Source organism: Mesobacillus foraminis (assembly GCF_004340465.1).
Taxonomy (GTDB): Bacteria; Bacillota; Bacilli; order Bacillales; family Cytobacillaceae; genus Mesobacillus_B; species Mesobacillus_B foraminis.
This window is the reverse complement of record NZ_SLVV01000001.1, coordinates 196814-219225: the sequence shown is the minus strand read 5'-3', so window position 1 is coordinate 219225 and position 22412 is coordinate 196814. Positions and strand designations below refer to the sequence as shown.

Annotated in this window: 21 protein-coding genes and 1 other annotated feature; of the genes, 17 read left to right on the top strand and 4 right to left on the bottom strand. The window is 43.2% G+C overall.

From position 1 onward, the window contains the following. Window positions 1-6: 6 nt before the first annotated feature. Window positions 7-2604, top strand: a complete 2598-nt coding sequence (clpB, locus tag EV146_RS01045) for an ATP-dependent chaperone ClpB (protein ID WP_132000905.1) — start codon at window positions 7-9, stop codon at window positions 2602-2604. Between the two features lie 71 nt (window positions 2605-2675). Here the strand turns inward: clpB and EV146_RS01040 are convergent, their stop codons facing one another. After that, window positions 2676-2867 carry a YjzD family protein gene (locus tag EV146_RS01040; RefSeq protein ID WP_121609598.1) on the bottom strand — a complete coding sequence of 64 codons (192 nt, stop codon included), beginning with the start codon at window positions 2865-2867 and terminating at the stop codon, window positions 2676-2678. A gap of 274 nt (window positions 2868-3141) precedes the next feature. Here EV146_RS01040 and EV146_RS01035 point away from each other — a divergent pair, with 274 nt between their 5' ends. From EV146_RS01035 to EV146_RS01020, 4 genes are all read left to right on the top strand, one after another. Further along, a complete protein-coding gene (locus EV146_RS01035) occupies window positions 3142-3882 on the top strand; it encodes a hydrolase (protein ID WP_132000903.1) in 741 nt (246 codons plus the stop codon). A 67-nt stretch (window positions 3883-3949) separates the two neighbouring features. After that, entirely contained in the window at window positions 3950-4837 is an 888-nt protein-coding gene (locus tag EV146_RS01030; RefSeq protein WP_132000901.1) for a hypothetical protein, read from the top strand. A gap of 162 nt (window positions 4838-4999) precedes the next feature. Next, complete coding sequence (locus EV146_RS01025; protein WP_132000899.1) at window positions 5000-5950, top strand: BMP family ABC transporter substrate-binding protein; 951 nt, start codon at window positions 5000-5002, stop codon at window positions 5948-5950. A 22-nt stretch (window positions 5951-5972) separates the two neighbouring features. Further along, window positions 5973-6167 (top strand): ComZ family protein, encoded by a 195-nt coding sequence (locus EV146_RS01020; protein ID WP_132000897.1) that lies wholly within the window; start codon window positions 5973-5975, stop codon window positions 6165-6167. A 37-nt stretch (window positions 6168-6204) separates the two neighbouring features. Here EV146_RS01020 and EV146_RS01015 read toward each other — a convergent pair whose 3' ends face one another. Further along, on the bottom strand, window positions 6205-6474 hold the full coding sequence (locus EV146_RS01015) for a hypothetical protein (RefSeq protein WP_132000895.1): 270 nt from the start codon (window positions 6472-6474) through the stop codon (window positions 6205-6207). A gap of 201 nt (window positions 6475-6675) precedes the next feature. On the opposite strand from EV146_RS01015, the gene EV146_RS01010 reads away from it, so the two are divergent. The 9 genes from EV146_RS01010 to EV146_RS00970 all read left to right on the top strand — a co-directional run bounded on the left by EV146_RS01010 (window position 6676) and on the right by EV146_RS00970 (window position 16661). Continuing rightward, window positions 6676-7608, top strand: a complete 933-nt coding sequence (locus EV146_RS01010; protein WP_132000893.1) for a beta-ketoacyl-ACP synthase III — start codon at window positions 6676-6678, stop codon at window positions 7606-7608. 29 nt (window positions 7609-7637) lie between these two features. Next, entirely contained in the window at window positions 7638-8879 is a 1242-nt protein-coding gene (gene fabF, locus EV146_RS01005; protein ID WP_132000891.1) for a beta-ketoacyl-ACP synthase II, read from the top strand. Between the two features lie 183 nt (window positions 8880-9062). Then, complete coding sequence (locus tag EV146_RS01000; protein WP_241993771.1) at window positions 9063-9746, top strand: DUF2268 domain-containing putative Zn-dependent protease; 684 nt, start codon at window positions 9063-9065, stop codon at window positions 9744-9746. Window positions 9747-9909: 163 nt separating this feature from the next. After that, window positions 9910-10929 (top strand): ABC transporter ATP-binding protein, encoded by a 1020-nt coding sequence (locus tag EV146_RS00995; RefSeq protein WP_132000889.1) that lies wholly within the window; start codon window positions 9910-9912, stop codon window positions 10927-10929. Beyond that, on the top strand, window positions 10926-11915 hold the full coding sequence (locus EV146_RS00990) for an ABC transporter ATP-binding protein (protein WP_277873198.1): 990 nt from the start codon (window positions 10926-10928) through the stop codon (window positions 11913-11915). Before EV146_RS00995 ends, EV146_RS00990 begins: the two co-directional genes overlap by 4 nt. Window positions 11916-11961: 46 nt before the next feature. Further along, window positions 11962-13668 carry an oligopeptide ABC transporter substrate-binding protein gene (opp4A, locus tag EV146_RS00985; RefSeq protein WP_219916340.1) on the top strand — a complete coding sequence of 569 codons (1707 nt, stop codon included), beginning with the start codon at window positions 11962-11964 and terminating at the stop codon, window positions 13666-13668. Between the two features lie 24 nt (window positions 13669-13692). Then, on the top strand, window positions 13693-14658 hold the full coding sequence (opp4B, locus tag EV146_RS00980) for an oligopeptide ABC transporter permease (RefSeq protein ID WP_132000885.1): 966 nt from the start codon (window positions 13693-13695) through the stop codon (window positions 14656-14658). Window positions 14659-14669: 11 nt separating this feature from the next. Next, entirely contained in the window at window positions 14670-15578 is a 909-nt protein-coding gene (opp4C, locus tag EV146_RS00975; RefSeq protein WP_132000883.1) for an oligopeptide ABC transporter permease, read from the top strand. Window positions 15579-15914: 336 nt separating this feature from the next. Then, window positions 15915-16661 (top strand): YjbA family protein, encoded by a 747-nt coding sequence (locus EV146_RS00970; RefSeq protein WP_132000881.1) that lies wholly within the window; start codon window positions 15915-15917, stop codon window positions 16659-16661. Window positions 16662-16690: 29 nt separating this feature from the next. Here EV146_RS00970 and trpS read toward each other — a convergent pair whose 3' ends face one another. Further along, window positions 16691-17680: a tryptophan--tRNA ligase gene (gene trpS, locus EV146_RS00965; protein ID WP_121609587.1), complete on the bottom strand. Its 990-nt coding sequence runs from the start codon at window positions 17678-17680 to the stop codon at window positions 16691-16693. A 55-nt stretch (window positions 17681-17735) separates the two neighbouring features. After that, window positions 17736-17960 (bottom strand) — a binding site (T-box leader). A 66-nt stretch (window positions 17961-18026) separates the two neighbouring features. Further along, window positions 18027-18377, bottom strand: a complete 351-nt coding sequence (locus EV146_RS00960; protein ID WP_132000879.1) for a DUF3899 domain-containing protein — start codon at window positions 18375-18377, stop codon at window positions 18027-18029. A gap of 261 nt (window positions 18378-18638) precedes the next feature. On the opposite strand from EV146_RS00960, the gene EV146_RS00955 reads away from it, so the two are divergent. The 3 genes from EV146_RS00955 to opp3C all read left to right on the top strand — a co-directional run bounded on the left by EV146_RS00955 (window position 18639) and on the right by opp3C (window position 22408). Beyond that, window positions 18639-20327, top strand: a complete 1689-nt coding sequence (locus EV146_RS00955; protein ID WP_132000877.1) for a peptide ABC transporter substrate-binding protein — start codon at window positions 18639-18641, stop codon at window positions 20325-20327. A gap of 132 nt (window positions 20328-20459) precedes the next feature. Beyond that, the gene (opp3b, locus tag EV146_RS00950) at window positions 20460-21389 is read left to right on the top strand and encodes an oligopeptide ABC transporter permease (RefSeq protein ID WP_121609584.1); all 930 of its coding nucleotides are present in this window, start codon (window positions 20460-20462) and stop codon (window positions 21387-21389) included. Next, the gene (opp3C, locus tag EV146_RS00945; protein WP_121609583.1) at window positions 21389-22408 is read left to right on the top strand and encodes an oligopeptide ABC transporter permease; all 1020 of its coding nucleotides are present in this window, start codon (window positions 21389-21391) and stop codon (window positions 22406-22408) included. The genes opp3b and opp3C overlap by 1 nt, the downstream gene beginning before the upstream one ends. Window positions 22409-22412 lie beyond the last annotated feature (4 nt).

The following is a 22412-nucleotide window of genomic DNA, read 5'->3' as shown; positions in this document are numbered from 1 at the left end:
GGATAAATGGATTTCAATATGATGACTGAACGGACACAGCAGGCTTTTACCGAAGCTCAGGCTCTGGCTGCCAAAAGGAGTCACCAGGAAGTAGATGAAGCACATCTCCTTCTCGCCATGCTTGAGCTGGACGAGAGCCTGGCAGCAACAATCCTGGAACGTGCAGGTGAAAGAACACAGGATTACATTCAAGCATTGCAGGAGCTGCTTAACAAGAAACCAGAAGTTACAATTACCGGCGGAGAAGCAGGTAAATTATATATCACTGCTTCTCTGCAAAGACTCATGTTAGCAGCCGGGGAAGAAATGAAGCATTTTCATGATGAATATTTATCGGCAGAACATCTCCTCCTTGCCATGCAGAAGGCTAAAACAGAAGTTGGGGAGCTGCTGGAACAAAAGAGGCTCAGCAGGGAAAAGCTGATGAGTGCTATAAAAGAGATAAGGGGGAATACAAGGGTGACTTCTCAAAATCCTGAAGCAGGCTACGATGCATTAAAGAAATATGGAAGAGACCTTGTTGAAGAAGCAAGGAAAAACAGGATGGATCCTGTAATTGGGCGTGACGGTGAAATTCGCAATGTAATCAGGATTCTTTCGAGGAAGACCAAGAATAATCCCGTTCTAATAGGTGAACCAGGGGTTGGGAAAACAGCTATTGTTGAAGGGCTGGCCCAGAGAATTATCCGTAAAGATGTTCCGGAAGGCCTGAAGGATAAGACCATTTTTGCCCTTGATATGAGTTCACTCATAGCAGGTGCAAAGTTTCGGGGAGAATTTGAGGAGAGGCTGAAAGCAGTCTTGAACGAAGTGAAAAAGAGTGAAGGAAAAATCCTGCTATTTATTGATGAGCTCCATACGATTGTTGGCGCGGGCAAAACGGAAGGGGCTATGGATGCAGGCAATATGCTGAAACCCATGCTGGCAAGGGGAGAACTGCATTGCATTGGTGCCACGACGCTGGATGAGCACAGGAAATATATTGAAAAGGATCCAGCTCTTGAGCGAAGGTTCCAGCAGGTATTAGTCCAGGAACCTAATGTTGAAGACACAATATCAATACTAAGAGGATTAAAAGAAAGATTTGAAATCCACCATGGTGTTAACATCCATGACAGGGCCATTGTTGCCGCGGCTACTTTGTCCGATCGGTATATTACAGACCGTTTCCTTCCGGATAAAGCCATTGATTTGGTGGATGAAGCCTGTGCCATGATCCGTACAGAAATCGACTCGATGCCAACAGAGCTGGATGAGGTCACCCGAAGGATTATGCAGCTTGAAATAGAAGAAGCGGCCCTTCAGAAAGAAAAGGACGAGGCGAGTGAGGACAGGCTTCAGGCATTGCAGAAAGAGCTGGCTGATTTGCGGGATATCGCGGGGACGATGAAAGGGAAATGGCAAAAAGAAAAGGAAGGAATCCAAAGTGTCCAGGAAAAAAGGGAGACTCTGGAGGCCCTTAGGCATCAGCTGGAAAAGGCTGAAAATGAATATGATCTGAATAAAGCGGCCGAGCTAAGGCACGGCAGGATACCCGCTCTAGAAAAAGAATTAAAAGAGCTTGAGTCTGAAATTGGGGGAGAAAAGGAAGGGCGCCTGCTTCGCGAAGAAGTAACGGAAGAAGAAATTGCTTCCATTGTTGCCAGGTGGACAGGTGTTCCGGTAACAAGGCTTGTTGAGGGAGAGAGGGAAAAGCTGCTCCGGCTTGAAAGCATCCTGCATGACCGTGTAATAGGACAAGAAGAAGCGGTATCACTTGTGTCGGATGCTGTCCTTCGCGCAAGGGCCGGGATCAAGGATCCGAACAGGCCTATAGGATCTTTCATTTTTCTGGGACCGACAGGGGTTGGGAAAACAGAGCTGGCCAAGACACTAGCCGAGGCATTGTTCGATAGTGAAGAACAGATGATTCGAATGGACATGTCAGAATACATGGAAAAACATGCTGTATCCAGATTGATTGGCGCTCCGCCAGGGTATGTTGGATATGAAGAAGGCGGCCAGCTGACAGAAGCTGTAAGGAGGAAGCCTTATTCTGTCATTCTTCTCGACGAAATTGAGAAGGCCCATCCGGAAGTGTTCAATATCCTGCTCCAAATGCTTGATGATGGAAGGATTACAGATTCTCAGGGAAGAACCGTAGATTTTAAAAACACCGTCATTATTATGACCTCTAATATTGGTTCTCATTTCTTGCTGGACCAGTCTGCCAAAGAAGAGGGAATTTCTGAAGAGGTTAGAGAAATGGCTATGTCACAGCTTCGCAGCCACTTCCGGCCGGAATTTCTTAATCGTGTCGATGAAATGATCTTGTTTAAGCCGCTGCGCCTAAGGGAAATAAAGGCAATTGTTTCCAAGCTGGCAGAAGATCTTCAGAAAAGATTGTCACCTCAGCAAATCCAGATTTCAATCAGCGATGAAGCGAAGGAATTTATTGCTGTCAATGGCTTTGATCCTGTCTATGGGGCAAGGCCTTTAAAGAGATTCATCCAGAGGCAGGTTGAAACAAAGCTGGCAAGGGAAATTATTGCCGGCACCATACGTGAAAAAAGTACAGCTGAAATATCGGTGGAGGGGAAGGAAATAACCGTAAGGGTAAAATAGCCCTCCAAGAATAGACGCTGCCAAAACAAAGAAAAAGTCATCCTCTGTTAAGGATGACTTTTTCTGAAGAATTAATGGGATCCATGAGAATCTGCGGGCTCGTTAGGAAGCAACAGCGGTAAAATGAAAATAAAGATGGTTGCACCTACTGCAAGAATCGCTCCTGTTTGGAAATCGTACGCTACTCCCATCATGGAACCGGCTACATATGTAAGCATTTGAACAAGAAGGAATGTCCAGAAGAAAGTCCAGAAATATTTCATAATCTTCACCTCAACCTATATAGATTCCGATTTAATCTTATCATAAGAAAATAAAATAATAAATAAAATTAAAAAAATAGCGACAGCCGTCTTATATCAAATTAAACTAGAATGTAAGCGGGAACAAAATAGTAAGATAATATACAAAGGCAGTGGTTTTTATTCAGTGTATCCAATCTTTCGTGATAACCTCCTTTGCGTTAGGCAAACTCCCATTCATTTTATGTGAAACCTCATACATTAATATGAACAAACTGTAAAAGGAGATGTAATAATGGAGAACCGGAACTTTAGATTGGATACCCAATGGAATATGATACACTATCCCGACAGGCCAAATGGTTTCGGTATCTTAATTCTAGGGGATGAAAGGCATTTTGTTGACAAGGAAACCAGTTTTTGGACACAAAATGAAGGGAAACGTGCTCTTTTAAATGATCTAAAAAAGGCCGGCTATACGATCTTTTACTCCAATTTATACGGGTTGCATTGGGGAAGCCAAAAAGCTGTGGAGCTGGCACAAAGCCTATGTGCCTATATTAAAAGAAACGAAATCCTGAATGAAAAGATTCATGTGCTGGCTGAAGGAATGGGGGCGCTGGTAGCATTAAAGCTAATCCGGACAGACACGAAAATCAGGTCATTGCTGCTGATTAATCCAATTCTTTCGCTTAAATCTCATCTTCAGCAGGAAAGAGAACATAAATTCTTTTACAAGAAGCTGCTTAAGGAAATGTCCTTTTCTTTTAACATGCATCCTGAAGATATTGAAGCCTTGGTTGAGCATAACAATGGTTATGAAATCCCTGAATTAGATAACGGAATCCCTGTTGAAATTATTCACGTTCTTGCCGGAAGCAGGGCGTACAGGCAGTCTGCACTAATCAATCAGTACTGTCTAAAGTGGAAGGAGGAGGGGCTCCCCGTTTCGCTTTTATATATGGTGCCAGAGAAAAAACCGCAGATGGGCGATAAAGCGGTACGGTTTTTTAAGAAACAAGAAGCTGTCCTCTGAACTTACGGGCAATAATGACAAGAGTTTATCATAGGATACAATGATAATCCTGTCAGGAGGTGCGCAAATGAACGAAGCAATCATAATGGGCGCTTACGGATTTCTAGGGTACAGTCTTTGTAAACACTTGCTTGAAAAAGGAATTCCAATAAAGGCAATTACCTTTGAATTTGAAGAAGAGGATTTGTTTGCAGAAGAAAAACAAATGGAGATTGGCAGAAATGCTAATTTCACAGCCAGCAGCATGAATGATTGGCCAGCCCTAGGAAATGCTCAGGAAGGCCCGGCCACTATTATTATCCCATTCTATGATTTCTTCCTTAAAGGCACGGAGGAAAACCTGTTGAAGGAAACCCCAAAACTCCTCTTCAATCAAACCCCCGCTGAAGAAATTTTTGTTGCAATCCTGCTGCCAGAGCAATTGGTTTACTGCGAAGATTCAACACTCAGTCCAAAATATATTCAGTTCAGTAAGGATTTAAAGGATAGCGGGATTCCGTATCAAGAGATTTTTCTGCCTTGTTTGTTTGGCCCTTGGCAACCGGAGGAATGCCTGTTTCAGCAAATCTTGTTCCCAAAAAAACAGGATGGCAGCCTGCCGGTCATAAACAAGCGAGAATCAACGACGGATGCCATTTATATAGACGATGCCGTTCTGACTGTACTCGACCTAATAGGCAGGAATCGGGGAAAACATCTTGTTAGAAGCGGCAAATCAAACCAGTGGAAGGAATGTATACAGTGGTTTAGTGAAAATACAGTACCCAGCGGCTGCCTGAAAGGGAGGCTGGATGGAGCAATTGTAAATTTGAAAGATCTTCCTGAATCCCCCCTCATTCCAGGAAAACGCCAGCTTGGTGAAGCGGGGACTGTATATATTGATAAGCTCACTCATTATACCGCCGGGATTGAGAAACAGCGGCACTGGTATGAAAGGTGGCTTGAAACCTTATAGAGGAATGTCGCGGCGGATCTGGGAAGAGTGCAAGAATCCTCTATTTTTTAAAGAAACGATGGTTCCATATGAAGGTTTTTTTTGTATAATTAACCTATCAGAGCATAGAGAGGCCTCGCAGTCATGCAATTCCAGCATGAGAGCATAAAGGAGCTGCAGCAGATGTTAAAACGTTTGGGGCTTATTTTACTAAGCCTATTATTGCTGGGTGGTTGCGGACAACCCCTTGCAACTGGAAAGGTTGAGAAAGTCGGCATGCTTGTGCCTGAAACAATAAATGATCAGGTATGGGGGACAAAAGGCTATCGCGGTCTCCTTAAAATTCAATCCCGTTTTGAGGTGGACGTTTATTATAAAGAGGGCATGGATTCCGAGCCGCTGGTCGAACAAGCTGTTGAGGAATTCTCACAGAAGGGCGTCAACCTGATTTTTGGGCATGGAAATGAATATGCCCAATATTTTAATGGTTTGTCCAAAGAGTATCCTGAAATTCACTTTATCAGTTTTAATGGGGATGCAAAAAACATAAATACAACCAGTCTCAATTTTGAAGCCTATGCGATGGGCTTTTTTGGAGGGATGGTGGCAGCTCATATGTCTAAAACTAAACACATTGCCGTTGTCGCAGCCTATGAATGGCAACCCGAAATTGAAGGTTTTTATGAGGGATCAACCTTTTATGACATTGAAATAGATGTTGATATCCGATATGTAGGCCATTGGGACAATGACCAAAAGGCGCTGGATATACTTGATGGCTTAATCACTCAGGGAGCAGATGTGGTTTATCCTGCGGGAGATGGGTATAATATCCCTGTTATTGAAAAAGTAAAGGAAAAAGGATTATATGTTGTTGGGTATATTTCCGATCAATCGGATCTAGGCGAGTCGACAGTGCTTACAAGTACGGTTCAGCATGTTGACCAGCTCTATGTGCTTGCTGCACAAAAATTCAATGATGGGGAATTAAACTCAGGGAATTTATCTTTTGATTTTAAGGATGAAGTCATTTCGATGGGCAAATACAGCCCGAATGTGGATGATGAATTCAAGGAAGAGCTAAATAAGCATATCAGCACTTATAAGAAAACTGGCAAACTGCCAAACGAATAGATTGATAAAGGAGCGTTCATTCATGCAAAATTCGGACAAGACCATGGAGTTTATGCAGATAGCGATGAAGTATCTGCCAGAAGCAAAGCAGCAGCTTGATGAAGCAGGGGTGGAATTAAAAGCTGAACTCATTCAGCCTTTTATGTCCCTCTTTACAAAAGTAATGGAAGAAGCTTATGAATTGGGCAGGGCGGAAGCCCAAAAACAGGGAGAATAATTTTCTAAAAGCTGCGGGCGGTTTCCGCAGCTTTTATTTACTTCTTGAAAAACTGGTTAATGTAAGGGCGTATTTTATTATAGATAGGCTTGAGCTCTTGGGCGGTATACATCAATGTATCGATATTTTCCATAAGGCTTTCCAGGTTCACCTGAGATAAGATGGTCGCTTCCTCTTTCTGTTTCCTTCGTTTTGGGGGTCTGGCGTCACCAAACATCAGGCGGTCGAGGGGATGGCTTCTGGCATGTTCATGGCCTTCCTCCTGATTTTCGATATCCATAGGGCTGCTGTTATCCTTGCTTTGCATGGAATGTCACACCTTTCCTTTTTTATCTGTTGATGCAGTTTATGACACACTGCTACTCCTTGAATAGACAAGTGCGGAAATGGAGAATTTACTGTTGCGGGGTTTGAAGGGTTTCTGATAAAATTAGTACCAAGTCATAATAATTGTTAATAAGTAAGTTATATTATAGAGTCTTTATATAATTAAAAGGAGATGGCTCCCATGAACGCAGGGATAATAGGGATTGGACGGTTTGTTCCAGAAAAGGTGGTAACAAACCTTGATCTGGAAAAAGTGATGGATACATCTGATGAATGGATTCGAACCAGAACCGGCATCGAGGAACGAAGAATAGCTGGAGATGATGTGGATACATCAGATTTAGCCTACAAAGCAGCCGTCAAAGCGATGGAGGATGCCAAGGTCGCTCCCGAGGACATTGATTTGATCCTCGTGGCAACCGTCACACCAGATCAGCCGTTCCCAAGCGTGGCTTGCATGATCCAGGAAAAGCTGGGCGCGAGAAAGGCTGCTGCAATGGATGTCAGTGCGGCTTGTGCAGGCTTTATGTACGGGATGGTGACGGCAAAGCAATTTATTGAAACCGGAAGCTATAAATATGTTTTGATTGTGGGAGTGGAGAAGCTTTCAAAAATAACCGACTGGGAAGACAGAAATACAGCCGTATTGTTTGGCGATGGGGCTGGAGCTGTTGTTATGGGGCCTGTCAGCGATGGAAAAGGCGTATTATCTTTCGAATTGGGGGCAGACGGTTCAGGGGGCAAATATCTCTACCAGGAAAAAAATATAGTCATGAATGGCCGTGAGGTATTCAAGTTTGCTGTAAGACAAATGGGAGAGAGCAGCGTCAATGTTCTTGAAAAAGCAGGCTTATCGAAAGAAGATGTTGATTTTCTTATTCCTCATCAAGCCAATATTCGAATCATGGAAGCTGCAAGGCAAAGGCTTGAGCTTCCAGTTGAAAAAATGTCAAAGACTGTTCATAAATATGGAAACACCTCTGCGGCTTCTATTCCAATTTCGATTGTTGAAGAAGTTGAGGCAGGGAAAATTAAGGACGGAGATCTAATTGTCATGGTCGGTTTCGGCGGCGGCCTGACATGGGGCGCCATTGCGATGCGCTGGGGCCGTTAAACATATCCTCTAAAAGGAGTGCGAAGGAAATGGGAAAGCGAAGAGTTGTAGTTACAGGGATAGGGGCAGTAAGTCCCCTGGGAAATGACGCGGAAACCAGCTGGAATAATGCGGTTAAGGGTGTATCCGGCATTGGCCCGGTTACTCGTGTGAATGCAGAGGATTATCCTGCCAAGGTTGCAGCGGAACTGAAGGATTTCGATATTGAGACCTTCATAGATAAAAAAGAAGCCAGAAAGATGGACCGCTTTACACACTATGCAGTAGCGGCTTCATTGATGGCGGTCAAGGATGCTGACATTGAAATTAACGATGACAATGCTCCCCGTGTAGGTGTATGGATTGGTTCAGGGATAGGCGGCATGGAGACGTTCGAGAAACAGCACGAAACCTTCCTGAACAGAGGGTACCGGAGAGTAAGTCCTTTCTTCGTTCCAATGATGATTCCTGATATGGCTACAGGCCAGGTTTCCATTATTCTCGGAGCACGTGGATTTAATTCTTGCACGGTTACAGCGTGTGCCACTGGAACCAACTCCATAGGAGATGCTTTTAAAGTGATTCAGCGCGGTGACGCAGACGTCATGATCAGCGGCGGAGCGGAAGCACCGATTACAAGAATGGCGTTCGCAGGCTTTTGTGCCAACACTGCCCTGTCAACTAATCCAGATCCCAAGACAGCCAGCAGGCCGTTTGACAAGAATCGCGACGGATTTGTAATGGGTGAAGGTGCCGGAATTGTTGTCCTTGAAGAATTAGAGCATGCCCTTGCAAGGGGAGCAAAGATCTATGCAGAAATTGTCGGCTATGGAGCGACAGGGGATGCCTATCACATTACAGCCCCTGCACCTGAAGGCGAAGGCGGGGCCAGAGCAATGTCCATGGCACTTGAGGACGGCGGCCTTAAACCGGAGGATATTGGATATATCAATGCTCACGGTACAAGCACGGATTACAATGATAAGTTTGAAACCATGGCCATTAAAAAAGTGTTTGGAGACCAGGCTTACAAAGTCGCAGTCTCCTCGACGAAATCGATGACAGGCCATTTACTTGGAGCGGCAGGCGGAATAGAAGCGATTTTCACTGTCCTTTCCCTGAAACATGGAATTTTGCCTCCAACAATCAATTATGAAACCCCGGATCCTGAATGCGACCTTGATTATATTCCAAATGAAGCACGGCACCGGGAAATCCAGGCTGCCATCAGTAACTCCCTCGGATTTGGCGGGCATAATGCTACAATTGCATTCAGAAAATATGAAGCATAAGAGAAGAGAATGGGCTAAGCCCGTTCTTTTTTTTGGCTTTATGCATATAGTTACTTCCGAAACCATTTATAAGGGAGTGGAAGAATTGGGGTAATCAGGACAGATCGATGGCTGGAAAAGGGTTTTAAAGAGCCTGTTCTCCTTTGTAAGAAGTTCGCAGACAAATTTAACGAAGAAAATCCTATGCGACTTTATCGATATTTGCTGAACTTTGGAATGTACAAGCCGAACAGGCAAAGCTGGATGACCTTAAAAGAATTAGTTGACGCAAAAGTCTGGGAAAAGACAGAAAAGCTGTTTATTAAATATAGACAAAAGTGGAAGGGGCCTGATATTCCTGTCTATATATTTCCTATGGATAAAGCTAATTTTAGCCTGATGCATGATGGAAAAGGAAAATCCGGGGTTTCTTTTAAGGATGGATTATTTTTATTCCTGACTCCTTTAACTGATGAAAATGAAATCGAGGCTCTATTTGTTCATGAGTACCATCATGTCTGCAGGATCAATTCCCAGGGAAAACAGCTAACGGAGTATACGCTGCTCGATTCCATGGTCCTTGAAGGTTTGGCGGAACATATGGTAGAAGCAATGTGTGGAGCCCGCTATATAGGGAAATGGTGCTCGAAATATTCTAAAGATGAACTGAAGCGCTACTGGGAAAGGCATCTATCGCCTCATTTAGGAATAAAGAAAACGGAAAAGCTGCATGACCAGCTTTTATTTGGCTTGGGCAATTATCCAAAACTGCTAGGTTATGCTGCCGGTTTCGAGATGGTAAGGCAGTACAAGGAGCAAAGAAATTTTACTGATAAGGCATCCTTTAGCATTCCAGCCGAGAGCATTAGGGAGTACATCGTATTTTAAACGGGGAGGTGCTCATAAACATCAGAATTTAAGGTTTAGGCAGGTCAGGTGAGAAGGCAGGCAACATGAATGGTCAATTTAGTATTGCATTTACATTAAAAATATAATAGTATTTTATTAGAATTTACAGAATTTTTAAAATTAATACAAGGAAGGTGTGTGGATGAGCAATTTAGTTCATAAGGAAGCTTCATTGCTTGAAGTGAAAAACTTGGAAACAGCCTTCTCTATTGATGGAGCGTACTATAACGCAGTTGACAAAGTGTCTTTCAGCATCAAACCAGGACAGATTGTGGGGGTAGTGGGAGAATCAGGCTGCGGCAAGTCTGTTTTGAGCCTTTCCATCATGCAGCTCCTCCCAAAAGGGAATGGGGAAATTCGTTCGGGAGAAATCACTTTCGAAGGTGTCCAGCTGAATCAATTATCCGACACAGAGATGAATCGAATACGCGGCCGGGATATTTCAATGATTTTTCAGGAACCAATGACTTCGTTGAATCCAGTGTTTACAATTGGCTATCAGCTGCAGGAAGTACTTTTTAACCATATGAAAATTTCGAAAGGCGACGCTCGTCAAAAAAGCATTGCACTGTTAAAAAGTGTCGGGATATCAAGGCCGGAGAAGCTTGTTGACGAGTATCCCCATCAGCTGTCCGGAGGAATGAGGCAGCGGGTGATGATTGCAATGGCGATTGCGTGCCAGCCGAAGCTGTTAATAGCCGATGAGCCAACAACCGCACTTGATGTAACCGTGCAGGCACAAATCCTGGAGCTCCTGAAAACCATCCAGGAAGTAAATGATATGTCTATTATTCTTATTACTCACGATCTGGGTGTTATAGCTGAAATGTGTGATGAAGTCTTGGTCATGTATGCCGGCAGAATAATTGAACGCAGTGACGCAGAATCGCTCTTCTATAAACCAATGCATCCCTATACTGAATTGTTATTGGGGGCTATTCCTAAAATGGACGAGGAAGCCGGGATGCTGAGTTCCATAGAGGGAATGGTCCCATCGTTAAAGAATATGCCTGAAACTGGCTGCCGATTTGCCCTGCGCTGTCCGAAAGTGAAACCTGAATGTTCTGCAGTTACACCTCTATTGGAGGAAGTGGAAGAGGGGCATTCGGTATCATGTATTCTTTACGAAACCAGTATGCCGAGGAAAGGGGTTAAACCATGATGCTCAATACTGGCACAGTACCCCAGTACCCTTTGCTCCAAGTAAAGCATCTTAAAACGTATTATCCTGTCAAAGGCGGTTTTTTTCGAAGGACGATAGGGAATGTCAAGGCAGTTGACGATTTGTCCTTTGAGATTGAAAAAGGAGAGACCCTTGGTCTTGTGGGGGAATCGGGGTGTGGTAAATCGACAGCTGGAAGGAGCATTATCCGCTTGATGAATGCGACGGATGGGCAAGTTCTGTTTGAAGGCAGAGATATTACAAAGCTAAATGGGAAGTCATTGCAGGCAGTCAGGCAGGATATCCAGATGATTTTCCAGGACCCTTACGCTTCATTGAATCCCATGCAAATGGTTGGCAGCATCATTGGAGAACCCATCAAAAACTACCGCAAGGCATCCGGACCCTCGATAAAGAATGAAGTGCTTGACCTATTAAATAAAGTAGGACTTCCGGATGATGCCTATTTTAAGTATGCTCATGAATTCTCCGGCGGCCAAAGGCAAAGAATTGGAATTGCCCGGGCTTTGGCCCTTAAGCCTAAACTGATTATCGCAGATGAACCAGTCTCAGCCCTCGATGTTTCCGTACAATCTCAAGTACTGAACCTCCTAAAAGAACTCCAAAAAGAATTTAACCTGACATTTTTGTTTATTGCGCATGATTTAAGTGTTGTCAAGCACATGAGTGACCGGATCGGTGTCATGTACCTAGGCAGTATGGCTGAAATAGCAGATAGGAACAACCTCTACAGCCAGCCGCTCCATCCTTATACGAAAGCACTGATTTCCGCTATCCCCATTCCTGATCCGCGATGGAAAAAGGAAAGAATCATTCTAAAGGGTGATGTGCCAAGCCCCTTCAACCCGCCTGCCGGCTGTCCATTCCATCCCCGCTGTCCAGAAGCCAGACCTGAGTGTTCCCAACTAAAACCTGCATTAAAGGAGGTGAAGCCAGGACATAAAGTTGCCTGCCATCTATATTGAGCAAATCTGACTTGAGGGTTAATGATGCTAATCAGGGGGGAAGATCATGAAGAAACCTTTACTTTGGTTCGCCGTGCTTGTAATGTCAATGTCTGCTTTTCTCGCAGCCTGCAGTGGCGGGGAAAAGTCAAATACAGATGATAAAAAAGACAATGCTGCCAATGACTCGAAGCCGCAGGATGGCGGTACAATGACTTATGCCTTGGATACAGAGTTTAAAGGCTTATTGAACTGGAACTTTTATGATACCGATGGGGATGATGATATCATCCAGTTATTTGATGATCCGTTAATTGATTATGATGAAAACTTAAAGGCGGTTCCCAATATAGCCAGCTGGGAAACCGAGGACAATCAAAACTATACTTTTACGTTTAAAAAAGGAGTCAAGTGGCATAACGGGGAGGAATTGACAGTTCATGACTGGGTTTTTGCCCTGGAAACCATTGCATCAATTGGCGGTGAGCATCAGCGCTGGTCTAACGTGAATACCATTGAGGGAGCGAAAGAGTTTAACGAAGGTAAAGCAGATGCGATTTCCGGACTGGAAGCAGTCGATGACTACACTATAAAAATCAAATTTGATAAGGCAAGGGTCAACAATCTTGAAAATGTATGGGCCTATCCTCTTTCACGAAAAGAATTTGAAAGCGTAGCCCCCAAGGACATGGCAGCTTCCGAGCAGGTCCGGTCCAAGCCTGTAGGGACGGGTCCTTTTAAAGTGTCTAAGGTTATCCCTGGTGAATCAGTTGAGCTGGTACGCAATGAAGAATACTGGAAAGGAAAGCCTCATCTCGAAAAAATCATTGTCAAAGTCATTGACAGTTCATTGACGACAGGTGAATTGAAAAATGGAACGGTCGATATGACTCCATTCCATCCCACCGTTCTTCCGGAAGTGGAAGCCCTGAATAATGTAGAGGTCATCCGGTACCCGGGGTTGTCGTACTACTATGTTGGATTTAAGCTTGGTACCTATGACGGTAAAAAGGTAAATATGAATATCAAAAAATATCAAAACATCAAGCTTCGCCAGGCTATGCTGTATGCCATTAACCGTGAGGAATGGGTCGCTGCTTTCTTTAGCGGACTTGGGAAGCCGGTGAACCGGCCTCTTCCTACAGCCCACTGGATTGCGGCAGATAATGGGGATATGCCAGTCCAGTATGAATTTGATGTGGAAAAAGCGAAAGCGTTGCTGGATGAGGCGGGCTATAAGGATACAGATGCTGATGGTTTTCGCGAGGATCCAAACGGCAAAGAGTTCGTTGTTAAATTCTCCCATTACGCAACGGGGAATCCTACATTTGAAGCTCGCGCAAAAGCATTGACCCAGTACTGGGAGGAAATCGGATTAAAGACGAAACTGCAGATGGTAGATGTAAACCTATACTATGATCAGCTTGAAAAGGATGATCCATCCCTTGAAGTATTCTTTGGCGGATGGGGAACTGGTACTGACCCTGACCCACTCCCGCTTTGGGGCGATGATACGGTATGGAACTATCCTCGCTGGGTAAATGAAGAAGCGCAGAAACTTTTGGAAGATGCTGTAGATATTAGTGTGGTGGGAACAGACACGGAGAAGCGCAAGCAGCTTTATGCTGACTGGCAAAAGATTTTCAACGAAGAGGTCCCAGCACTTCCTATCCTTGAGCTCGATGAAGTAATGGCAGTCAATGAGCGTGTCGAGGGCGTGATATTTGATGTTTCAGGTCCCAACTCAGCTCATGAATGGTGGGTGAAGCAATAACATCAGTCGATAAGGAGAATGCATATGCTGAAATACACGATTCGCCGGATTCTGGGTATGATTCCTATGCTTTTCCTTATCTCCATTGTAGTGTTTTCCCTGGCAAAGCTTATGCCAGGGGATTCCCTCAGTGGGGAAATAGACCCGGCCAATACTGACCCGCAGTATATAGCGGAAATGCGGGATAAGCTTGGCTACAATGATCCGGTTCATGAACAATATCTTCGCTGGATATCAAATTTCATGCAAGGGGACTTTGGTAAATCCACCAGATACAAAATTCCTGCAAGCGAAATTATTGCTGAAAGGATGCCGAATACCATTTTCCTCGGTTTAATGTCATTGCTCATTACCTATGTATTTGCTTTTCTCATGGGCTCCTATGCCGGGAGGAAACCATATACATTAGGTGATAACTTTATCTCTGCATTCAACTATATTGGACTTGCATTGCCTTCCTTTATTGCCGGGGTTTTTGCCATTTATATCTTTGCCTTTAACCTGGGGTGGTTTCCATCAAACGGTTCAGTTGATATATCACTTGAACAGGGGACACTTTCTTATTGGATAAGCAGGTTCCATCACGTCCTGCTTCCAGCCATTGTTCTTGGCGCACTAAGTACCGCGAGCTATACTCAATTCCTGCGAAATGACATTATTGAGAATACCAGGAAGGACTATGTAAGGACAGCGAGAGCAAAGGGGACACCAGAACACAAAATTTACCGTTCGCACATCATGAGGAATTCGATTATCCCAGTTGTCACGTTTTTGGGCATTGATATAGGCTTACTGGTAAGCGGTGCAATCATAACGGAAACCATTTTTACTTATCCAGGGATCGGGCAGCTGTTCCTCAGCTCAGTTACCCAAAGGGATTATCCCGTCTTAATGGCCATTACCATGCTGCTATCATTCCTAACGCTTTTTGGTAATTTAATTGCCGATATCCTTTATGGAATTGTCGATCCAAGGATCAGGCTTGATTAGGGGGGCTGATCATGCAAGTTACCACGGTAAAAGAATCACAGTTAAAACTAAAACCTGTTAAAAGTACCTCGCCATGGGCCTTAGCACGTAGAAAATTCCTCAGGAACAAACTTGCGATGGCAAGCCTGTTATTTTTAATCATTGTTGCCATCCTTTCATTTTTGGCCCCTTATCTAACCACCCAGGATATTGCCAGGATTAACATCGGGGAAATGTCCCTTGCTCCTTCCGGGGAACATTGGCTGGGTACAGACAAAAGCGGACGAGATGTTTTTACGCGATTACTGTATGGGGGAAGGATATCGCTGATTGTTGGGATCAGTTGTACATTACTCGTCATTCTTATGGGTACTGTAATAGGGGCAATGGCAGGTTATTTTGGAGGAATCATTGATTCCATGCTGATGCGTTTTACTGATTTTGTATTGACCTTTCCCTTTACAGTATTTGTGATAGTACTGAACGCTGTATTTTTTGGGAAGCTTAACGGGCTGCTGGTTCTTATCCTCGTAATCAGCTTTCTGTCCTGGGGTTCAGTTGCCCGCATTGTCCGGAGCAAAATCCTGGCTGAAAAGGAAAATGAATACATTATGGCTGCCATCTCCATTGGCTGCTCCCCCTTTAAAGTCATTGTCAAGCATTTATTGCCGAATGTTCTTTCCACCATTATTGTCCAGGGCACAATCCTCTTTGCAACGATGATAGTTGTGGAATCCGGTCTTAGCTACCTTGGGTTTGGAGTACCTGCAGAAATACCCAGCTGGGGGAACATGCTGAGTTCGGCGAATGAGCCTGATGTGCTCCAGAGCAAGCCGTGGATTTGGATTCCGCCGGCATTGGCAATCACTTTTACCATACTGGCGATTAACTTTGTAGGAGAAGGATTGAAGGACGCTTTGAATCCAAGGTCCCGACGCTGAAAAATCTGCCAATCAAGGCGGATTTTTTACTGTCCGCTTTTTGGGCTTTATAGTTTCCCTTTCATGTTCAGGAGAAGTTAACCTATTGAATCCCGCTTTTACTCTAATTCCACGTTATAAAATCATAATGAGACAGTTCATTTCCCTTTTTTGCTTATTATCGTTCTAGGATAGACCACTCCGTACATATACTAAAAATACTCTTATCTGAATAGACAGAAGGACATGCCCGGTAAAAGGCAGGATAAATTTCCTAAACATTTCAGCGAAGGAATAATTTTACTAATGTCTGCCCATACTTATTCCAAACAGTATCTTGAAGCGGGGGTAGTGATCATGTTATATCTTCATGATGTATGGGTGAACTGGTTTGAAGGGGAAGAGAACGGATACAATGTTTGTCATTTTCATGAGTGGAGAAAAGATGATGGAGTAGAGCTTTTAGACCAGGTGCCATTATTGAAAATTGAATCTGTTCTGTTCAATTATATTGAAAATGATCTGTCCGAGCTGCCGCAGCAGCTTTTGGATGATATCTATCAAAAAGCATATCTGCGAAAGAACCATGAACGGACGCAATTGGAATACTGTTTTGTTGTCTCGGATGGAGTGGGAATCCTGGCAGTGGATACGATTGGGTACAATATCCCCATTCGAAAAAGCAGGCTGATTCCGAGGCAGGAACAACTAGTCTACGAGATGCTTGAAAACCAGGAAACACTTACATATAACTTTAACGACCATTCTGCTTTAAAAGATTTTCATATCCTGTCCCCGGCTCCTGACCTTATGAGGGGGCTGACCAGAAAAGAACGCCAGCTTAAACAGCTGCTTTTTATGGCGATGGATCAACTGCACTCATCTCAGAATGTGGCAGAAGTCAGGTACTGGTTCACTGAATGGAGACCGGAAAAATACGAGGAGATCCAGCAGTTTTCTTTTGAAGAGGTGTGGGAACAGCTTTATGAAGAAACGAAATATGGCTGGTCATTGAAGCATTATTCTTTTTGTGAAAATCTAATAAAGGGCCAAACCTTCTTTGAAAAGCTATGGGAAATGGAGCATGGGCCAAAGGTAAATTAAAAGGAGCCGTTTATCGGCTCCTTTTAATTTTATCTTCTCTTCCTTCCGAGGCCCATCGCATTTTCCATTTTGGCCAGCATTTTATTGGCAGCCCTGTTGGCCTTCTCAGCTCCGTGGTCAAGAATGTCATCCAGTTCAGAGGATTCCATCAGGCTGTAATATTTGCTTTGAATCGGTTCGATTGCTTTCACCACGACTTGTGCGACATCAGCTTTAAAGTCACCGTATCCCTTGCCTTCATAATCCTTTTCAATCTCACTCACTGGGCGCTCGGTAAGAATGGAGTAGATCGACAGAAGATTCGAAATGCCCGGCTTATTTTCCTTATCGTATTTTACAATCCCTTCCGAGTCGGTGACCGCACTTTTGATTTTCTTTTCAATCTGTTTTGGATCATCGAGCATGGAAATGAATGCTTTCTGGTTTGGATCTGACTTGCTCATTTTTTTAGCTGGGTCCTGAAGGGACATGACCCTTGCTCCAACCTTTGGAATTCGGACCTCTGGAATGGTGAAGATATCGTTGTACTTTTTATTAAACCTTTCAGCAAGATCCCTTGTAAGCTCCAGGTGCTGTTTTTGATCTTCTCCGACCGGTACCAGATCGGCCTTATATAAAAGAATATCGGCAGCCATGAGGGGCGGATAGGTTAAAAGTCCGGCCGAAACAGCTTCTTTTCCTGCGGATTTATCCTTGAACTGGGTCATCCTTTCCAGCTCGCCAATATAGGCGACACACTGCATCATCCATCCTGCCTGAGCATGAGCGGGAACCTCGGATTGAATGAAGAGTGTAGCTTTCTCCGGATCAATGCCTGACGCGAGGTAAAGGGCTGCAAGGCTACGGATATTTTTGCGGAGCTGCAGGCGATCCTGGGGAACCGTGATTGCATGCTGGTCAACAATGCAAAAATAGCAGCTGTATTCATCCTGCAGCTCGACAAATTGCTTCATTGCACCAATATAGTTGCCAAGGGTAATCGTCCCGCTTGGCTGAATACCAGAAAAAATTGTTTTCATTAAAAGACCTCCCTATAGAAAAAAACATATAAAAAAGACCATTCATCCCCCTAATGATAGGGACGAATGGTCCGCGGTGCCACCCTAATTACTCAACAAATGAGTCTCTTTTCATGTTAAACATGACCCTTTAACGCAGGATACGTCTGCCGCTACATGCCAGAAGGTTCACAGCAGAGGCTCAAAAGTCCATTCCATTCACCCGGTTGTCTGTTTCCACCAGCCACAAACTCTCTAAAAAACCTTCAGCGAATGTACTACTCTTTATCAAAGCCTTTATTAAATACATCTTATAAAAGAAATTATAATCATTTCTGAAACCGGAATCAAGAGGCGGTACCTCTTTTTAGCCGTAATAAAATAACAATGAAATAAGCATCAGTACAAGATTGATAAAGCCTGTTACTGCGATCGGGTAGTAATTGAAGGAAATGAGTTCCGATAATGGAACAATTTCCTCCGGGGAATCAGTTCCGTCTCTTCTCTCCATGTAAAACATTTTTCGGAAGGATTTAGACATGACATCAAAAAAGCCGCTGTTTATGGTGTGAATTACCAATGATGCCAGAAGTAAAACACTAGCAGCGTAAAAGGAGATATTGATATAATTCAACAGTCCCAATTCGCTGTATTTGAATAACGAGATGGCAGCTATCAGAATTTGGGTACAAATTACAGAAAATACGATCTTTTTCATTATCCGTTTATCACCTTTTTTATTATTCCTTTATAACTTTAACCCGTTAATGTATAAAATTATTAAGGGATTATTTTGAAAATTTTGTTGTAAGAAAGCTTATAAATCAATATTATAGCATATTTTGTTTTAGAAATTTATTTCAAATATTGCAAACGTCTAAATTTTTTTAGAAAAATGATTGTACTTTTTTTTTTGACGAGTTATAATAAATCTTGTTAAAAGTTTTCAGAAAAATAAATTAAAGGGGGAGACTTGCTCTTGAAGAAGTCTAAATATTCACTGCTCTTAGTTCTGACTCTAGTATTCTCTTTGATTCTCGCAGCTTGCAGCGGCGGCAATGAGGGAGCAGACAATAGCAAAGAGGAAGAAAATAATGCAGCATCAGATGTGCCTCAGGAATTCAAAATGTTGGATTCTTCTGAAATTCCGACGATGGACACTGTTCTTGCTGAAGGTTCTACAAGCTTTACTTATATCGGAAACGTTGGGGAAGGTCTATACCGTCTTGATAAGGATGGCAAGCCAGTTCCTGCAATGTCTGATGGAGAACCGAAAGTTAATGACGACAAAACAGTATTTACATTTACATTGCGTGACGCTAAGTGGTCAAATGGCGACCCTGTAACGGCACAAGACTTTGTTTTTGCATGGCAGCGTGCAATTGATCCTAAGACTGCATCTCCATACGGTCCATACATGATGGGCGGGAAAATTAAGGGTGCTGCAGAAATCACCCAAGCTGGTGCAGACAAGAAAGAGTATGACCTTAATACTCTTGGCGTAAAAGCAATTGATGATAAGACTCTTGAAGTAACTTTGGAAAAGCCTGTTGTTTATTGGGAAGACCTTTTTGCTTTCCCAACATTCTATCCACAAAACCAAAAGTTTGTTGAAGAAAAAGGCGAAGCATTCGCAAGCAATGCAGAAAACCTTCTTTATAACGGTCCTTTCAAGATGACTAAATGGGAAGGAACAGACGCACAGGAATGGGTGCTTGAAAAGAACCCTGATTACTGGGATGCTGAGAATGTAAAGATGGAAAAAATTACAGTTAACGTGGTTAAAGACTCCGGCTCTGCTGTAAACGCTTTTGAAGCTGGTGAAACGGATATGACTGGTCTGCTTTCTTCTGACCTCGTACCTCAATATGAAGGCGACGAGCGCATGATGAGCTGGCTTGATGCATCTGTATTCTGGCTGAAAATGAATCAGAAAAACGAAGCTTTGGCTAATGTGAACATCCGTAAGGCAATTGCAATGGCCTTTAATAAAGAAGACCTTGCAACAAGCATCCTGAGCAATGGCTCTGTACCAGCGAATTACATGGTACCAAAAGAATTCGTAAACCTTGATGGCAAAGATTTCCGTGAAGCAAACGGCGACATGCTTGTTTACAATGTTGAAGAAGCTAAAAAGCACTGGGAAGCTGGTCTGAAGGAGCTTGGCAAAACTGAGCTTACAATCAGATACCTGGGTGGAGATACTGAAGCATCCAAGAAGATTGATGCATACATGAAGAACCAGTTAGAAACAAATCTTGAAGGTTTAACAGTTGAGCTTGAAAGTGTACCTTTTGCAGTCCGCTTAGAGCGTGACAATGCAATGGATTACGATCTTCAGATGGCTGGTTGGGGTCCTGACTATGGTAATGCCATTTCTTTCGCTGACCTATGGGTTACAAATGGGGGAAGCAACAGAATGGGTTACACCAACGAGAAGTATGATGAGCTCATTAAAAAGGCACAAGGCGAACTTGCTACAAAACCAAAAGAAAACTTTGAAGCACTTCAAGAGGCTGAAAGAATTCTCTTAGAAGAAGATGCGGGTATTGCACCAGTTTACCAGCGTGCTTCTAATATCCTAATCAATCCTAATCTTAAAGGTCTAGTAGAGTATCAATATGGTCCGGACTATTCCTTCAAGTGGATGACTATGCAAGGCGAATAATAGTTTCTTGTTTCAGGTTATTTAATAATTCTGAAGATAGGAAGAGAGTATATTAACCGATATACTCTCTTTTTACCTGTGACGGCTTTGTCGAATTATAGGGAATTTTATGATAATACAGGAGGTGCACTTATGGGAAGGTACTTGGTACAAAGGGTTTTTTATATGGTGATAACGTTATTCCTGATAACCTCATTGACCTTTTTCCTAATGAAAATAATCCCTGGGACGCCATTTGCAAGCGCGAACAAGCTCTCACCAGCACAAATGGAAATTATGAAAGCCAAATATGGCTTGGATGAACCAGTTCCAGTCCAGTATGCAAAATATATAGGAAATGTAGTAACAGGAGACTTTGGTATCTCATTCCAATTTAGCAATCGCCCAGTTAGCGAACTCATTGTTAAGAGAATGGGGCCATCTGCTCAACTCGGCTTCCAGGCAATGTTTATTGGAACGATTATTGGAATATTCCTGGGTGTTATTGCCGCGCTTCGCCAGAATACATGGGTTGATTATGGGGCCACATTTTTGGCTGTTCTTGGAAAAGCGGTTCCAAGCTTCGTATTTGCAGGCTTGCTTCAATATTTTGTTGGCGTAAAATTAGGGTTGCTCCCTGTCTTGTTCTGGAAAGGGTTTGAATATACTATTCTGCCAACCATTGCTTTGGCTATCTTTCCAATTGCGATTACCGCTCGTTTTATGAGAACTGAAATGATTGATGTATTAAGTTCGGATTATATAACTCTTGCAAAGGCAAAAGGAGCAAGCTATTTCGAGATTGCTTTCAAACACGCTCTCCGAAACGCATTAATTCCAGTTATTACTGTACTTGGTCCCCTGTTTGTTTCATTAATGACGGGTTCACTAGTTATAGAAAAAATATTTGCTATCCCCGGTATTGGAGAGCAGTTTGTTACTTCTATTACTCTTAACGATTATCCAGTAATAATGGGAACAACGATTTTATATGCAGCTCTGTTTGTCGTAATTATTTTGATTGTGGATATTTTATATGGAATTATCGATCCACGTATCAGGGTTTCAGGAGGTAAAAAATAATGGAAAGAAAAATTCCAAAGGAACTGTTCGGGCAAGCCATTATTGATTCCTCCAAAAGTGAAGAAATTAATAAGCCCAGCTTAAACTTTTGGCAGGACGCCTGGCTTAGGGTCCGGAAAAACAAAGGGGCAATTGTCAGTTTAATCATTGCGGCGCTCGTCATTATTATGGCTTTTGTCGGGCCAGTGATCAGCGGCAAGGAGTTTGATACGCAAAAGGTATCGCATAATAACCTTCCTCCCCGAATTCAGGGCTTGGAGAATATCAGCTGGCTGCCATTTGACGGAGTGAAGGTCAATAAAGCCGGCAAAGAATTCAGTCCGTATGAACAGAGAAAAGTTGAGGAATACTATTGGTTTGGGACAGATGCCCTGGGACGCGATATTTTCACGCGTGTATGGAAGGGGACACAAATTTCATTACTAATTGCATTACTCGCGGCCCTAATTGACATGGTAATCGGTGTTATTTATGGTGCTGTTTCCGGTTACTTCGGCGGCAGAATTGATAATATCATGCAGCGGATAACCGAAATTCTTATTGGGATTCCATATTTAATTGTTGTTATCTTAATGATCCTGCTGCTAAAGCCGGGGATTGCATCCATTGTAATCGCAATGACCATCACTGGTTGGGTGGGTATGTCACGTGTGGTTCGTGCCCAGGTTTTAAAATTGAAGGAGCAGGAATATGTCCTCGCTTCGAGAACTTTAGGTAATTCTCATTTGAAGATCATAGGTAAGCACTTATTGCCAAACCTGGCGGGTGTCATTATCATTAACACAATGTTTACAATTCCCAGTGCAATCTTCAATGAAGCATTCCTGAGTTTCATTGGTTTAGGACTGCAGGATCCATTGGCTTCCCTGGGGACTTTAATTGATGAAGGATTTAAAGTTTTACGTCTTCACCCTTATCAAATGATCATACCGGCAATTGTAATCAGTACAATCATGATCACATTTAATTTGTTAGCTGACGGACTAAGAGATGCTTTAGATCCAAAAATGCGTGATTAATAAG

Coding starts and splice junctions, on each gene's coding strand:
- EV146_RS01025 (WP_132000899.1), top strand. CDS start 5,000: ATGTTAAAACGTTTGGGGCTTATTTTACTAAGCCTATTATTGCTGGGT.
- EV146_RS01035 (WP_132000903.1), top strand. CDS start 3,142: ATGGAGAACCGGAACTTTAGATTGGATACCCAATGGAATATGATACAC.
- EV146_RS00995 (WP_132000889.1), top strand. CDS start 9,910: ATGAGCAATTTAGTTCATAAGGAAGCTTCATTGCTTGAAGTGAAAAAC.
- opp3C (WP_121609583.1), top strand. CDS start 21,389: ATGGAAAGAAAAATTCCAAAGGAACTGTTCGGGCAAGCCATTATTGAT.
- fabF (WP_132000891.1), top strand. CDS start 7,638: ATGGGAAAGCGAAGAGTTGTAGTTACAGGGATAGGGGCAGTAAGTCCC.
- opp4C (WP_132000883.1), top strand. CDS start 14,670: ATGCAAGTTACCACGGTAAAAGAATCACAGTTAAAACTAAAACCTGTT.
- opp4A (WP_219916340.1), top strand. CDS start 11,962: ATGAAGAAACCTTTACTTTGGTTCGCCGTGCTTGTAATGTCAATGTCT.
- EV146_RS00960 (WP_132000879.1), bottom strand. CDS start 18,377: ATGAAAAAGATCGTATTTTCTGTAATTTGTACCCAAATTCTGATAGCT.
- EV146_RS01020 (WP_132000897.1), top strand. CDS start 5,973: ATGCAAAATTCGGACAAGACCATGGAGTTTATGCAGATAGCGATGAAG.
- EV146_RS01040 (WP_121609598.1), bottom strand. CDS start 2,867: ATGAAATATTTCTGGACTTTCTTCTGGACATTCCTTCTTGTTCAAATG.
- EV146_RS00990 (WP_277873198.1), top strand. CDS start 10,926: ATGATGCTCAATACTGGCACAGTACCCCAGTACCCTTTGCTCCAAGTA.
- opp4B (WP_132000885.1), top strand. CDS start 13,693: ATGCTGAAATACACGATTCGCCGGATTCTGGGTATGATTCCTATGCTT.
- EV146_RS01010 (WP_132000893.1), top strand. CDS start 6,676: ATGAACGCAGGGATAATAGGGATTGGACGGTTTGTTCCAGAAAAGGTG.
- EV146_RS00970 (WP_132000881.1), top strand. CDS start 15,915: ATGTTATATCTTCATGATGTATGGGTGAACTGGTTTGAAGGGGAAGAG.
- EV146_RS01030 (WP_132000901.1), top strand. CDS start 3,950: ATGAACGAAGCAATCATAATGGGCGCTTACGGATTTCTAGGGTACAGT.
- trpS (WP_121609587.1), bottom strand. CDS start 17,680: ATGAAAACAATTTTTTCTGGTATTCAGCCAAGCGGGACGATTACCCTT.
- opp3b (WP_121609584.1), top strand. CDS start 20,460: ATGGGAAGGTACTTGGTACAAAGGGTTTTTTATATGGTGATAACGTTA.
- EV146_RS01000 (WP_241993771.1), top strand. CDS start 9,063: ATGCGACTTTATCGATATTTGCTGAACTTTGGAATGTACAAGCCGAAC.
- clpB (WP_132000905.1), top strand. CDS start 7: ATGGATTTCAATATGATGACTGAACGGACACAGCAGGCTTTTACCGAA.
- EV146_RS01015 (WP_132000895.1), bottom strand. CDS start 6,474: ATGCAAAGCAAGGATAACAGCAGCCCTATGGATATCGAAAATCAGGAG.